The sequence below is a fragment of the Cohnella ginsengisoli genome (assembly GCF_029525555.1).
In the GTDB taxonomy this organism is placed as follows: Bacteria; Bacillota; Bacilli; order Paenibacillales; family Paenibacillaceae; genus Cohnella; species Cohnella ginsengisoli.
The window spans coordinates 1,161,144-1,176,373 of sequence record NZ_JAPDHZ010000003.1; the positions used below are offsets into that span (position 1 = coordinate 1,161,144).

General features: G+C 59.3%; 9 protein-coding genes and 2 pseudogenes. All 11 read right to left on the reverse strand.

Going from position 1 to position 15,230, the window contains the following annotated elements:
* Positions 1-2 precede the first annotated feature (2 nt).
* Positions 3-404, reverse strand: a pseudogene (locus OMP38_RS16670) (FAD-dependent oxidoreductase); the annotation flags it as partial.
* Entirely contained in the window at positions 401-1,951 is a 1,551-nt protein-coding gene (locus tag OMP38_RS16675; protein ID WP_277566133.1) for an extracellular solute-binding protein, read from the reverse strand. The gene OMP38_RS16675 and the pseudogene OMP38_RS16670, both read right to left, overlap by 4 nt.
* Positions 1,952-1,983: 32 nt before the next feature.
* Positions 1,984-2,845, reverse strand: a pseudogene (locus OMP38_RS16680) (carbohydrate ABC transporter permease).
* On the reverse strand, positions 2,839-3,801 hold the full coding sequence (locus OMP38_RS16685; RefSeq protein ID WP_277566134.1) for an ABC transporter permease: 963 nt from the start codon (positions 3,799-3,801) through the stop codon (positions 2,839-2,841). The pseudogene OMP38_RS16680 and the gene OMP38_RS16685 overlap by 7 nt, the downstream one beginning before the upstream one ends.
* Positions 3,802-3,949: 148 nt before the next feature.
* Positions 3,950-7,165, reverse strand: a complete 3,216-nt coding sequence (locus tag OMP38_RS16690; protein WP_277566135.1) for a polysaccharide lyase family 8 super-sandwich domain-containing protein — start codon at positions 7,163-7,165, stop codon at positions 3,950-3,952.
* A 227-nt stretch (positions 7,166-7,392) separates the two neighbouring features.
* Positions 7,393-9,582: a histidine kinase gene (locus OMP38_RS16695; protein WP_277566136.1), complete on the reverse strand. Its 2,190-nt coding sequence runs from the start codon at positions 9,580-9,582 to the stop codon at positions 7,393-7,395.
* A gap of 16 nt (positions 9,583-9,598) precedes the next feature.
* Positions 9,599-10,648, reverse strand: a complete 1,050-nt coding sequence (locus OMP38_RS16700; protein ID WP_277566835.1) for a response regulator — start codon at positions 10,646-10,648, stop codon at positions 9,599-9,601.
* A gap of 138 nt (positions 10,649-10,786) precedes the next feature.
* Complete coding sequence (locus OMP38_RS16705; protein WP_277566137.1) at positions 10,787-11,632, reverse strand: SDR family NAD(P)-dependent oxidoreductase; 846 nt, start codon at positions 11,630-11,632, stop codon at positions 10,787-10,789.
* A 166-nt stretch (positions 11,633-11,798) separates the two neighbouring features.
* Positions 11,799-12,383 (reverse strand): TetR/AcrR family transcriptional regulator, encoded by a 585-nt coding sequence (locus tag OMP38_RS16710; RefSeq protein WP_277566138.1) that lies wholly within the window; start codon positions 12,381-12,383, stop codon positions 11,799-11,801.
* Positions 12,384-12,533: 150 nt separating this feature from the next.
* Positions 12,534-13,772 (reverse strand): stage II sporulation protein P, encoded by a 1,239-nt coding sequence (gene spoIIP, locus OMP38_RS16715; protein WP_277566139.1) that lies wholly within the window; start codon positions 13,770-13,772, stop codon positions 12,534-12,536.
* Between the two features lie 535 nt (positions 13,773-14,307).
* Entirely contained in the window at positions 14,308-15,204 is an 897-nt protein-coding gene (locus OMP38_RS16720) for an alpha/beta hydrolase (protein ID WP_277566140.1), read from the reverse strand.
* Positions 15,205-15,230 lie beyond the last annotated feature (26 nt).

Genomic DNA, 15,230 nt, shown 5'->3' on the forward strand with positions numbered 1-15,230 from the left:
GGGGCGACGAACATCGTGTGCAGGTAAGCCTTGATCCCGCTTTCCACGACCATGCGGTCCAGCTCGATCTTCAGCTCCTCGGTATTGAGCACGTACCCGACCGAATGGCTTTTCTGCTCCTCCGAGACGGCGCCTACCCGCTTCAGCCTTTCAATCGTCTCCCAAGTCAGCCCTGCGATGATTTGCTTGGTAAACTCGGTATTGTACAACGTATGCCATATGTTGACCAAGCCCGAGGTCGCGACGCCGCCGAACGCATTCTGCTTCTCGACGATGACGATCTTGGCGCCCAGCCTCGCCGCGCGGACCGCGGCGAATACGCCGGTACAGCTGCCGCCGAGCACGCAGATGTCCGCTTCATGCCACACGGGAATCTCCCTGGCCGGTTCCAGAATCCTCCTCATTTCAAGTACCCGAGCGACTTCAGCGTATCAGCCGCCGCCTGCCGATAGGCATCGAGTCCGTATTGCGACTGCAGCGTCTTCGTATAATCTTCGAATTGCGCCATCGGCCTGTTGCCGAACACGAACTTCGTCAATTCCTCGATCTCGAACCGCGTCTTGTCCGCCAGCTGGAAGTCCGCGGGGAGCGGGATCATTTCATTGTACGTCTCGATTCGCGGTTCATTGGCCGCAAAATCGATCAAAGCCTGCTGCTTCGGAAATTTCGTCGTCAAATAGTTTCGTTCGTCGCGTCCGGTCAGCTGATGGTTAAAGGCATATCCCGTCTCGGAGATGCGGTCGGTCGGGACGACCTTGTCGCCTTCGAGGTTAAAATGAACGCCTTCCAAGCCGTACATGACCAGGAAGGATCCCGGTCCTGCCGTAATATAGTCGATATACGCCAGCACCTTGTCCAGCTTCTGCGGATCGTCGGCCAGCTGCTTGGGGAACGCATACCGTCCGCCGGTACTGCCGATATCGAAGCTGCCCTGATAGGTGCCGCCCGGACCGGTCAACGCCGGCAGCTGCACCCATTCCGCGTTCGGATTGATCGCCTTGTACTGCTTGACGAACTCGTCCTTGGACATCTCGGCCCAGTTGAGGTACACGATGCCCGCCTGGCCCTGGAACACCTTCTCCTGGCTCCTCGTCATCACGTTGCTCATGAACTCGGGATCTACGTAGCCTTTTTCGACCAGATCGCGAATGTAGGCGATCGCGTCCTTCATCTCCGGCTGCAGCGTCGAATAGACGACTTGATTGTCCTTGATCATGAACTGACCCGGCGTGGCGACGCCGAAGGCGGAGAAGACCGGATCGAACGTGGACGGCGCGTTCACCGCGTCCGGGCTGCCGATGCCGCTGCCCGTGAGGCCGTACGTATCCCGCTTGCCGTTGCCGTCCGGGTCCTGCTCCGTGAACGCTTGGACGACCTTCGCGAAGTCGTCGGTCGTCTTGGGCATCCCGAGCTTCAGCTTATCGAGCCAATCTTTTCGAATCCAGTAGGTGGCCATCGGCAGATAAGCGCGTTTCGGAATGCCGTAGAGCTTGCCGTCCACTTTCGTCTTGTTCAAGTCGTTCTCTCCGAGCATCTTTTTCACGTTCGGCATCTTATCGAGGTAGGGATCGAGGTCCAGCAGGATGCCCTGCTTCACGTAGTTTTGCAACTGCGCCTTCGATACGGAGAAAATATCCGGCGCGCTGCCGCCCGCGATTTTCACGTTCAATTGCTGCTCGTATTCGGTCGGCGCCGCGACGTTGAACGAGAGGTCCATGTTCAAGTCCTTGTTCAGCTTCTGAAGAATAAAGTCTTCCTGCGGCGCAGGCAGATTCGTGCCGCTGACGAACAGGTTCAGTTTGACGGGCGCCCCGCTCTCTTTGCCCTCCTTCTGGCCGGCGTCTCCGCCGCTCGCTTGTCCGTCGTTATTGCCCGACGCGCAGCCGGTTAGGGCGGTGGCGAGCAGAAGGACGAAGATCGCGCTCTTGCCCCCATTTGAATTTTGTCCCATACGATTTCCCCTTTTCTTAGTTAAAGTCTATGTCAACCCTTGATCGAGCCCAGAAGCATCCCTTGCGTAAAGTACTTCTGGAGGAAAGGGTAAACAACGAGGATCGGAAGCGCCGAGAGCACGACCGCGGACATCTGCAGCGACTGCGACGGCAGGACGTCCTCCGCATCCATCGGCGGCGTGAGCGCGCTCGCCAATATGGAGCGCAGAATCACTTGCAGCGGTTTCAAGTTGTTGTCGTTGATGTACATGACCGCCTGGAAAAATTCGTTCCAATGGCCGACCGCGTAGAACAAGCCGACGGTGGCGAGAACGGGCATCGATAGCGGGAGCACGATCGTGGTGAGGATCCGCACCTCGCCGGCGCCGTCGATCCGGGCGGCCTCGCTTAGCTCCGTCGGGAGATTTTCGAAAAACGTCTTTACGATCAGCAGGTTAAAGGTCCAGATGACGCTGGGGATGATGAGCGCCCACAGCGAGTTGATCATGCCCGTCGACTTGACGACCAGGTAGGTAGGCACGACGCCGCCGTTGAACAGGAGCGTCAGCGTCACGAAGAACAGCAGCGGCTTGCGTCCGGGCAAATATTTTTTTGCTGAGCGGATAGGCCATTAACGAAGTGAATAACAGATTGAGGAACGTGCCGACTACCGTAATATAGATCGTAACGCCGTAAGCCCGCGGAATAAGCGAATCGTTCAGGAAGGCCGCATAGGCGTCGAAGGTCAGCTTCTTCGGAAGGAGAATGAACCCGCCGTTGCGGAGCACCTCGCTGTAAGGCGTGAGCGAGACGGACACGACGTAGAGCAGCGGGAAGATGATCGCCAGGGTGAACAAGCTTAAAATGACGATGACCGTCCAGTCGAACAAGCGGTCTCTAAGACTCGTTACCATATTTGCTCCCCCCATTTCTTGGCTACCTGGTTCGCCGACACGACGAGCACGAATCCGACCAGCGACTTGAACAGCCCGACGGCGGCCGCGATGCTGAAGTTCAACTGCTCGAGTCCCGTGCGGAACACCCAGGTGTCGATGATGTCCGCGACCGGATAAACTTGAATGTTGTACATGATGTAGATTTGGTCAAAGCCCGCGTCCAGCATCTGGCCAAGCTTCAGGATGAACAGCAGGACGATCACGCTCCGGATCCCCGGCAGCGTGACGTGCCAGATGCCGCGCATCCTGCCCGCTCCGTCTACCCGCGCGGCTTCGTACTGCGAAGGATCGATGCCCGCGATCGCGGCCAGGTAGATGATGGCGCTCCAGCCGGTGTCCTTCCAGATCTCGGAGCCGACGAGGATGCTGCGGAACCACTGCGTGGAGGACAGGAAGTTGATCGCTTGCCCGCCTTGCTCTTTGATCATGTGATTCACCAGTCCGTTCGTCTCCGACAAGAAGGCGACGCAGATGCCGTAGATGATCACCCAGGACAGGAAGTGGGGCAAATAGGTGACCGTCTGAACGAATCGCTGGAACACCTTGTTCTTGATCTCGTTCAGCAGGACGGCTAGCGCGATGCCGGGTATCATCCCGAACAGGAGCTTGTATAAGCTGATGAGCAGCGTGTTCGACAGCAGTTGCCAGAAGTACGGCGACTCGTAAAAGGTTTGAAAATGCTTGTACCAGGGATCGGCCCAGGGACTTTTGGCGATGCCGTCCATGATGTTGTAGTCTTTGAACGCGATGATCGCGCCCAGCATCGGCGTATACCTGTAAGTCAGGTAATAGATCAACCCCGGCAGCAGAAACAAGTATAAAATTTTGTGCTTCCATACCGCTCTGCCGAATCGGGCCAGCGGGACACTCGGCGCGCGGCTTGCGCGGGGAACGGCTTTGACGACCGTGTTCATGGGGTCACTCCTTCTTTCATGGTCTGACTCCATGTTACCTGCCCGGGGATCTCGTTTGAACAGGGGGTTCTAAGTGTTTCCCCTTGGTCTTTTAGTGAAAAGGACGCTCGCGGCGGCCGCGAGCGTCCTTCGCCGAATCGATTGGCGGTTATCCGCGCCTCGCGGTCACTCCGGCACCAATTCGAGCCGATCGAATACGAGGATGTACCCCGTCCCCGAAGTGCCCGTCACCTGGAATTTGAAGGTTCGGCTGCCGGCCGAGGAAAAATTGATCGTGCCGAGATTGACCGTTTGGAACGATTGACCGGAGGCGTATTGGTTCACCGGCGTACCTTGCGCCACGCCGTCTACATAGAGCTGAAAGATGCCGCGATCCGTATAGTTTTTTTGTTTTCGCGTAAATCCGGTACGTGCCGGGCGCGGCTACGTTCACGGTGTAGGAGACATAATCGTTCGCCGCGTTCGCGTTCAGCTTCGACATCTTGCCCCCGCTCGCGCCGCCGTCGTTGACGGCGACTACGGTATCGCCGGCAGAGCTCGACGCGGATAGCAGCTCAGCCTCCTGTCTCGATACGGCAGGCATCGGTCCTATACGCTCCAGAATAATGGCATCGAGCGGCAGCACATAGTCCGTGCTGGCGCCGTTCTTGCCCGTGACGGTGAAGCGGAACGTCTTCGGTCCCCCGGCAGCGAATGACATCGTGCCGACCGGAATCGTCTGGAACGATGCCGTGCCCGACTTGTAGAAGTCCACGGGGACGCCTACCGCGATGCCTTGCACGGTCAACTGGGCCGTCGCTCTGTCCGTCGACAGCTTGCCGCGCACGGATACGTTGTAGGTGCCGGCCTGCGGCACGTTCAGCGCATGCTCCGCATAGTCTCCGACCGCGTTCGACGCATACTTCCTCCACTTGCCGGCGCTGGCCGCTGAATCCGACACGACGATCTGCGACGGGTCGCCGGACGAATCGAAGGGCAGATTTTCCGACTCGTACGTCGTCTGCTGCGTCCCGCCGCACGTGCCGCTCTTCTTGAACGAGACGACGAAAGATTTGCCTGCGCTGCCGTTCACGTCGACCGTGAACTGGATGCCGGGGGCGGTCTGCTGAACGACGATGCCCGGATCGCTCTCGATCGTGCAGGCCGCGGTCGCGCTCAATCCGATCTGGATCGTCCCCGTATTCAGCTGCGATGGGTCCGCGACGGATACCGAGATCTCGCTCGCCGTCTCCTTCACGACGACCGAGGCGACCTTGTCGCTGGTGATCCCGCTCACGGTCTTCGGCTGGTCTTTCCAGAATTGCACGGCTTTGATGCCGAGCCCCGCCTCCTGTACGCCCTGCGCGTCTTCCGAGTTTTCCAGCACGGCGATGTCCGGGCTCGACGCGTAGGCGCCGACCTGCGCCGCCGTGCGGTTCGGCAGCAGAACGTAGGCATATTCCGCCGAAGCGGGGTTCGTGCCGTGATCGAACCACAGGTTCAAATAGTTCCGCGTGACCGGCGTGGCGTCGTTGAAGCCGACATACGTATTCAGCGCGTTCCAAGCGCCCGTATTCGCCTTCCTGCTTGCCTTCAACGCCGCCGGGGACGGGAAGTAATAGCCGATTCCCGAGCCGGATACGTTCCCGTCGAGATGCGCCCAATTGACGCCGGTCATCGTCTCGCTCCAGCCGAGCGCCGTCGACTTCGCCGTGCCGTTTACCGTAAAGGCGTTGTCGCCGGCCGCGTTCAGCTTCCGGTTCTCGACGGTCGTCTCGACGACTTTGCCGTCCGATGCCGAGATGCCGGCCCCGAGCGCGACGATCTCGTCGTCGAACATGAACCACGACTTCTTCGCGTCGAGCGTCTGCGCGTACGGCGCAAGGCGCATCGCCGCCACGCCGTATTCGCCGAGCGTTGCGCCGCCGGCCACGTCGCCGCCCTGCCCGCTCGCCGTCTGGGTCTGGGTCTCGAATTGGGCCGTCGTTCCCGGCAGCCGGTAAGGGTCCACCGTCGGCCAGAAATCGTCGCTGAACTGCCCCAGATCCCCGTTGTAGAGATATGTCATGCCTTCGCCGGTGTGCCAGGCCTTGCGATTCTCTCCGTTAATCGACTCGTAGGGCAGAATGCGCTTGGAGCTCATGCTGACGGCGAAGCCGAAGCCGGGCCGGTCGTGCACGACGCGATTCATCCCCGAGAATACTTTGTTCAGCGACAGCTCGCCGCGAGCGACGACCGCGGCGTCGTTCATGATCTGGCGCGCGAGCAGGATCATATCGATGCTGGCGTCGTCGTAAAAGCTGCGGTACGCGTCCGCTCCGATCTCTTGCTTGACGAGCGAGCGAATCGCGAGCCGGTCGGCTAGCGGCGCGAACTGCGAGATGCGGATCAGCGTCTGGAGCACGTCGTGGCCGACGACGTGATCCTGGAATTTATTGCGCGAGATCTCGCGGCCGCGAGACATGTCCATCATCGCGCCCTTGTAGAGGAGCGGTTCGACGCCGTCGTAGACCCACTTGAACAGATTGTCCTTGCGGGAGTCGGTCACCGCCCAGGACGAACCGCTCAGCGCGTACATCAGGTTGGCGATATCCTTCAGCATGTCTTTGCCGTATCCGCCGGTATAGGCGAACCTCGTATGCTGGACGAAGGAGCCGTCCCGGTAAAAGCCGTCGCCGGACGCGACATATTCGAAGACGTCCCCTAAGCCGTCCCTGCCCGCCGCGATTCTGCCGCCGTCCTCCAGAATCATGCCGCGTACCGCCATCAGGTAGGACAGCCATACCCGATTGGCGCCCGAATAAGCATATAGGGAAGCGTTTGCAAAATGTTCGATCGCGTTCATATAATTCGTTCGCTGCGCGGACGTAAAATCGTCGTACATCAAGATGACGATATTGGTCATCTCGATCGGGGCGCCGATATCCCAGTCCCACCAATTGCCTGATTCCGCGATCGTCTCGTTGTACCGGTTCGCGTACATCCAATCCATCGCGGAGACGATCGCGTCGCGGTAGCCCGGATCTCCCTCCATGGACGTGCCTTTCGTGGCATAGCCGAGCGCCATCTCCTTCAGCTTCCGGTAAGACAGCTTCGCGATCTCGCCGCTCGTGGCTCCGTTGAACGCCCATAGTCTCGTGCGCGCCGGAGATACGTCCATCGTGTTCATATCGCCGGCGGCATCCGCTTGGATCGAAGCGATCTTCGGCGCGATCTCGGGGTCGGACGGATTGTAGCTCGTCCCACCGGTCAGCATCTCCTTCCACTTGGCCCTTAGCGTGTCGTATTCGCCCGATGCATAAGCTTGTTTCCCCGGCACCTGCCACAAACTCACGACGATCGCGATCGCGAGCAGCAAGCCCAGCCATGCTTTTCTTTTTCTCATCAATCCCAGCCTCCATTCGATGGTTCATCTATGAAATCCGATAGGGCACTCTCATCGTAGCCGTTGGCCTGCCGAAGATGAACACGGCAATTTTCAGGTTTGGCATTGGATTCTTATCGACTTCAGGCGCGGAAAATAAAACGCTGGCTGGCCTGATAATGCGAAAAATCCTCGGCTCGCCGAGGATCGTCCTTGGATTGATGGATTGGCGGGTTGGCCCCGACGCGCTACCGGACCTCTTGAACCGGCACGCGGATCGCGATCCGAAAGCCCTCCGTCCTGCCCGCTTCGATCTCGATCCCGTACGGCTCGCCGAAATGAAGCTGTATCCGTTTATGAACGTTGGACAGCCCGATGCCGTGGCCGAAGCCGCCCGTCCGGCGCTCTTTTTCATTAGCGTCGACTTCCGCTGCGATCGCCTGGCGTTGGCCGAGGCCCGGTCCGTTATCCTCGACGACGAAGACCAAGGCGGCGCCGGATCTCCTCGCAGTAAGCCGGATCTTGCCCTTTCCTTCGGGCATCCGGTTCATCCCGTGCTTCACGGCATTCTCTACGAGCGGCTGCAAAATGAGCTTGATAAGCCGAAGCCCCAGCACGTCCGGATCCGCCTGCACGAAAAACTGGAACGACCGTTTGCTTCGCAGAAGCTCGATCTCCATGTAACTCCTGGCATGCTCGATCTCGCGTCCGACGGTCGTCCACTCTTCGCCGTTGTTCAGGCTGAAGCGAAGCAGATTGGCGAGCTTCGTCACCATCATGGCGATATCGGGTACGTCCGCCCGCTCCGCGCTCCATTTAATCGAGTCCAGCGTGTTGTAAAAAAAGTGAGGGTTGATCTGATGGATGAGCGACTGCATCTCAAGCTGCCGCTTGTCCGACTCCATTTGTTTGGTCGTATCCAGCAGGTCCGACATATCTTGGGTCATTCGGTTGTACCCGTTCACCAGCTGTCCGATCTCGTCGTCGCGCGTACGTTGCGCGCGGAACGGCTCCAGCAGCCCTTTGCGCACCTGCTTCATATGCTTGACCAGCTGCATGATCGGCAGCGTGAAGTTGCGAATGACGATCGCCGCGAACAGGGCGATCACGAGGAAGCTCGCGATGACGGTTCCGATCGTGAAGCTCTTGATGCGGCCGATATTGCCGGTCAAATCCCGTTCGGGCAGCATCGCGATCAGCCTGCCCCCGTCTTGAAGGCCGATCTGCGCGCTCGACCAGCCTTCGATCGGCCGATAAGGCGCAAGATACGTCCCTTCGTAGGGCTGCGAGACGATGCGATCCTTCTCGTCGACCATGATAAAACGGTAATTTTTGAAGGAAGAAGGCGGGATCAGTTCGGTTCGTACGAGATACTCGGGTACGCGAATCGCCAGGATGCCGATCGGCTCGAAGTCGTCGAGCGAACGGATGGCCCGGACGTAGAGGTGGACGGGCTGCCGAATCCGCTCGTCCCACAGATGAACCCACTTGCCCTGGCCGTTCCTCGTCAGCGCCTCCTCGAAGTAGGCGGACTCGGGGTCGATACGGGACAAGCCCATCAGATTCCGGTAGTTAGGGTACGCTTTTAGGCTCTTAGGCCTGATGTAGAGCTCGTAAGGTCCCTTCAGCCGGGCAATCAAGGCGTTCATCCGGTTGATGAAGGTCAGTTCCTCCGTATAGGCGGATGGCTCCGGCTGCCGCAGAAAAGACTGCAGCTCGCCGGAGCCGATGATGCTCTCCGATTGCCGTTCCACGCCTTGGAGAAAGTCGTCGACCGCCTTGGCGTTGACCCGCAGGTTGTCCTCGAGAAATTGCGTCGTCACGAACCCGATTTGCCTTTTGGACTGCTCGTACGACAAGTAGCCGAGCGCGCCCAGGGGAAGGAGCACGGAGAGGCACATGAGCAGGATCATTTTCCGGTATAGGTCGCCCGCGGCGATTCGCGTCCACTTCATTTGCCGTATCGGAACTCCTTCGGCGTCAGGCCTACGCGCTTTTTTGAAGACGCTTCCGAAATGCTGCAGATCGCGATACCCGACGGCTTCGGCGATCTCGTATATTTTCATCGAGCTCTCGGTAAGCAGGCGCCTCGCGTGCGCCAACCGGGTCTCGGTCAGAAAATCCATATACGTCTGCCCCGTCTCGCGCTTGAAGGACTGGCTTAGCCACACCGGATGCATGGACAAGCGGTCGGCGATCGTCTGAAGCGTCAGATCCTCCGCGTAGTGCTCCGAGATGATTCGGATCGCCCTGGCGATGACCGCATTTTGCGTCGTCTTGCGGCAGAGATTCAGCACGTACTGAACAAGAACGTTCGAATATTGGTCCAACGTCCTGCACGCGTCGAGCTCCTCCCATACCCGCATGGGGACCTCTTCGAGCTGCCAGCCTTCGGCGTCCTTGAGCGCCAGATGGATCCGGGAGAGAAAGCCGAGCAAAATGCGGACGACTTCTTCATGCCCGTAGGAATTCGCGCCCTGCAGGACCGCTTGCCGGAAATACGCCGATACGGCGTCCTTCAGCGTCTCCTTGTCCCCCCCTCACGATCAGGGCCCCGATCGCTTCGGGAATCGAATTGGCCGCAGCGGCGGCGGACGCGGCGGGAGACTCGTAATGCATCGGAGCCTCGTCCGACAACGAATGAATTTGAAATGCCCGCTGTGCCTGCGCGTAAGCTTCGTGCAACTGATCGAAGCGCTGCATTTTTGCGCTGATGCCGACGGCCAGCGTAATCCGCTGATAGCTGCCGACGGACGCCACCGCTTCCTTGGCCATTTGCTCGGGCTGGTCGGAGGCCGTGATGAGCATCCACCTGTTTTTGGGATCCTTCAGCAGGACGGAGGACGACCGGGCCTCGGCCAGCTCGCTCACGATATTCCCGATCGCGAACGTTTGCAACGCGTGATCCCGATGGAGGGGCTTGCCGTCCGGATAGCCTTTGACGTCCATCAGCATGACCGTGTACGGCGCTTCCGCGAGCCACGCGATCTGCCACAATCGAAGACGTTGATAGAGGTGCTCCTCCAAGCTCGTCGGACGGGTGCAGAACTCGATGAGATACTCGTCGCGCATCGCATGATTGCCTCTCTCCGCGAGCGACTGCTGCTTCGAATTTTCGGCCGCCAGCTTCTTTTCCGCCAGCACCAGGCCGATGGCTTTTTCGATTCGCGCCTTGAAGTCCTCGGTCCGGAAAGGCTTGAGCAAATAATCGAACGCGCCAAGCCGAATGCTCTGGCGCGCATATTCGAAGTCGTTGAATCCGCTGACCACGATCACCTTAGGCTTATAGCCGCCTTCGTCCACGACGCTCTCGATCAATTCCAAGCCCGTCATTCTCGGCAGCATGATGTCCGTGACGATAAGCTCCGGCTGGAACGCATGGATGAGCGGCAGGGCGCTCTCCGCATTGTCCGCCGTATGCAAGGTGAGGTCGGGCAGGTTCAAGCCGGCCGCGATCCGGGTCATGCCCGCGAGCGCGTCAGGTTCATCCTCGATGAGCATCATATGCACGGACGCCACGTCCTCTTCGCTAGATTCGATGCCTCATATTCCGCCTATATCGCTTTCATCTTAATCGAGCGGCGGGGAAATAGAAACAGGGAAAAAGCAAGGTTTTCCCCTGTTCCTTTAGTGCCGGACCGGCTATCGATGCTTGCTGAGCAAGTCGAGCAGCTCCCGCTGCACGGCGTGATCCGTCACCGGCGGCGGCGTGCGGGCGATTCTTCCTTTCTCGATGTAGATGCCGCCTCGCGCGCCGAACCCCGGATTCGTCGCCGCGTCGACGATCCGCCTCGCGCCGCCGTCGGGCGTCTGGAACAGGAAGCTGAGCATGCGGAAAAGCCCCGGCACGCCCGGGTTCTTCGACATCGCCGTCCGGTTCATGCCGGGATCTGCGACGCGCAGCGCGATGCCGTCTTTCTCGTAATCGTCGGCCATCGCGAAGAAGGCGGCGGCACCGGCCAGCTTGGATTGCGCGTAAGGCTTGAACTTTTTGAACCTGCGCGGAGACGGCAGATCCGCCAGCTCCAGCTTCCTCGCCATCTTCATCGCGCTGGAGCCGACCAAGACGACGACGGACCGGCCGGCAGCCCGAAGTCGCGGACGAAGCAGCTCGGTGAGCAGGTACGGCGCGAACGTATTCACTTCATAGTGGAGATCCTGCTTCTGGGGAGAGAGACGTACGCCATCGAGCAGAATACCCGCGTTGTGGATGAGCAGGTCGATTTTGGAGCTGATTTCCGACACCTGACGCGCGGCTTCGCGGATCTGCCCGTGGTCGGACAGATCCGCCGCCACCGCGCGGATCGAGCTGGCCGGAGCCAACGTTCTGAGCGCTTGACACTGCTTCTCCATACGCCCGCGGTCCCTGCCGATGAAGATCAGGTCGTATCCCTCCCGCGCCAACTGCTTGCTGATTTCCGAGCCGATGCCCGAATAGGATGCCGTGACGACGGCCAGCTTTTTAACGTTCTCGCCTAGCGATTTCATGGACGATGTTACCCCTCTCCGAATGAGATCAACGATGATTCCTTACCAATCTTGAAGCTGCGAATCCCGTCACCTTGGACGGCAGCGGTCACCCCCTTCTATTTGGAATGATCGTTCCATTAAAGCCAAAAGAAAAACCTATCCTGGCAGGGACAGGTCCTTTCCTTCATCTGCTGAACGGCCGGAGCGTCGTCTCGATAACGTCCTTCAGAAAGTCTCGCGGCACTTGCGTCTTGGCAAGCGTGGCGAGTCCCGTGAACGAGACGGTCAGCGTGCGGCCGTAAGCGCGCGCATCCAGGTCGGCCGCGAGCTCCCCCGTTTCCTTTCCCCGCTCAAGAAATCCCGTGAACGCTTGCTCCAATCTTAGAAAATGCGCCTTCACCAGCTCGGCCGCCCTGTCGTCGTGCAGGCTAAGCTCGCTGGCCGTGTTCGTCATCAGGCAGCCCCAGTTGCTGCGATCCTCATGGACGAGATCGACGACATTGTCGAACAAGAGCTTCAAGGTCGGATAGACCGGCAGCTGACGCGACAGCGTGTCGACGATTCGGGACGCATAAACCTCTGCGTATCGGTTCAGACAATCCGCGTACAACGCTTGCTTGTCGCCGAACGTGTCGTATAGGCTCCCCCGGTTGATTCCCATCGCCGCGACCAATTCGCCGACGGACGTTCGCTCGTACCCGTTGCGCCAGAACAGCTTCATCGCCTTGTCCAACGCCTGCGACGGCTCGAAGGCTTTCGTGCGAACCATATTTTCTCAACCCCTCTGAAGGGAGTATAACCTAATTGGAATGAATGTTCAAATATAAAACGGCAAAAACGAAGAAAAAGCCATGAACGCACCTCTCCAGGAAAGGTTGCTCATGGCTCTCCCATATATTTCGGGATGATTTTTATCCTGCTATATCTCCGTCCCCGTATACATGGCGAATATATCGGCAAACGCGTCGGCCGTATTCAGCGCCTCCTGCAAGGTGTTGTTGGCGCCGCCAAATTCGAGCAGCATGCTGTTCGGCGACAGCGATTGGTTGTATTCGCCGTCTCCGTGCGCCTTGTCCTTCATCAGCACGCCGCGCGACAATCCCGGATATTTCTTCTCCAGTCGTTCGCTTAGCGCCTCCGCGAATTGCTTGTTGGCTTTGTAATCCGCGTTGCCCATGCCGATGACGAACAGCACTCGTGCATACGTCTTGCCGCCGATCGTCACCGTCGTCTGCTTGCGCGGCACGTCGCCGTCCCTGTGAATATCGAAAAAGTAGCCGAGCGACGCGTTCTCTTTCATCGCCGTCTGCACGATTTTACGAGACTCGGTATACGACTGCGAGAAGCTCAAGTTTTTTGTAGCGAGCCGCTCCGTAATATCGTCGTCCGCCGTGAAGGCCGAGACGCCTCTTTTCCCAAGCGCGGTTCCCAGCCGTTCGCCCACCAGCGTGATGTTGACCTTGGGGTCGTCGATGGACGAGCCTTTGGTCTGCGTCGCGACGTTCTTCCAGGATTCCCGATTATGCGTATGATAAATATAAACCTGCCGGCCGCTAACCGACGTCGCCGTCTTCGTCCCGGAATTGCCGGTGCCGCCCGTCGATACGACCCATGCAGCCACATAGGCAGTTCCCTTCGTACCGCGAGAGATGCGATACCAGTCCCCTACCTTGGCGAGAATGGGATACGTGTCTCCCGGCTGCGCCTTGCCTACGATATCGTCCTCGGTGCTCGGACCTTTGCGCAAATTCGTAACGTCCGTGATCTTCACGACCGCAGGCTCGTTACTCGTCTTGACGACCGCAGGGATGACTTGCCCCGTCGTTCCTCCGCTCGTCTGCTTCATATAATCGGCGAATACCCAGCCCGCCTGCTTGTCCGACAGTTGAATTTTCAGCCACTCGCCCTGCTTGTCCAGCACCTCGTAGCTGCCGCTTTTGCCGATCATCTGGATGACCGACGCAGTCAGCTTCGGCGACGTCCGTACGTTCAGACGGTCGACGGTACTACTGGCATACGTTTTGCTCGCCTTCACGTCAGCCGTTTTCACCGCGGCGCCGCTCTTCGACTGGGAGGAAGCCGCCTGTGCAATAGACGGCCCGGTCGTACCGAGCAGCAGACATGCGCTGATTACCGCGCTTCCGATCGCATAACGCAATAAGTCCGCCCCTTTCATTTTAGAAAAATAGGAAGATGACTCATCCGGCTTCTCGACCCACAGGAATTCGACATTAATCTCGCATTTCCTGCTTGGATCGCTAAATTCCGTCGCAAATGCGAGCATTGGAAAAAGCGCCTGCGGCTTTTGGATTTGCGCATTGGCGTAGCGGACGGATGGGGAGATGCTTGCGGACTCAGGGGCCGTTATTTCGGGGTTGCCGGTCTTTTTTAGCCTCGATCCGGGTTAATAACGTCCCTCCGGTCCGAATCAAGTCCGGTGCCCTCTCGCAGAAAAAAAGCCAGCCGGAACATCCGGCTGACCTGTCCTAGCGAAAATCAAACGAGTCCGGCATGGCGTAAATGATCAATCGATTAAGAGTGAAGCGTCATCGATGGGGCTATCGCGTAAAAGTACACGATCGAGAGCCGCACCCGTTCGTCGCTCCGTCTATCGCGCAAAAGCTTTTGCAGGATAGCACTAGCTGCTGCTGCTGCTTTATCAGCCGCTCCTTATACGACATCTCCCGTTCCACTCAGTTTTGTATATATCCATGCCGCGCCAGAAACGCCTCGATCCGCCCCATCGCGCGCAGCACCTCGGTCTCCGCCGCCGTATAGTCGAACAGGATAAATGCATGCCGCCAGCCCGGGTACAGCGCCAGCTCCGCGTCGTTGCCGGCAGATCGATAGGCGTCATAAAAGCGGACGGCATCCTCGGGCGCGACGACGTCGTCGGCCAGGCCGTGCAGGATCAGCATTGGCGGTTGTCCGGCCGACACGCGATAGAGCGGCGACCATGCCTTGGCTCGCTCATGCCTCTCCATCCAGGCGCGAACAGCGTCGTCCTCGCATCCGGCGACAGGCGGCCGCGCCGGAATCATCTGCTTCCATTTCCCCGTAAAATCCACGATGCCGTTGCAATCGACGATGAGATCGGCCCTGGCGGAAACCTCGCGATCGGCGTCCGCGCTAGCCTGCTCAGAGTCGCGGCCATCAACGAGGCCGACCGCAGGGCCGACCGCGAGGCTGGCTGCCAGGTGGCCGCCGGCCGAATCGCCGACGACGGCGATTCGATCCGGGCGAATGCCGAACCGGCTGGCGTTCTTACGGATGAAGCGGATCGCCGAACGGCAGTCCGCCATACAATCCTCGAGCGAGGACGCGCGTCCGGCCGTATCCGGCGTACCCGGGCTCGGCAGCAGCCTGTACGCCACGCTGAAGGATACCGCGCCCCGGTCCGCCATCATCCGGCCGTGCCGCAAGAATTGCTCCGGTGCGCCGCTATGCCACCCGCCGCCGTGAATCCATACGACCGCGGAGCGGCCGTCCGCTTCGTGCCAGCCGTCCGGCTTGCAGACCAGCAGCTTAAGGCGCGCGCCGTTCGTTTCTTTATAGATGACGGTCTCGATCGGCCGTCCGTTATCGCTCATCGCTCGCTCTCCCCCTCCTCGCCGCC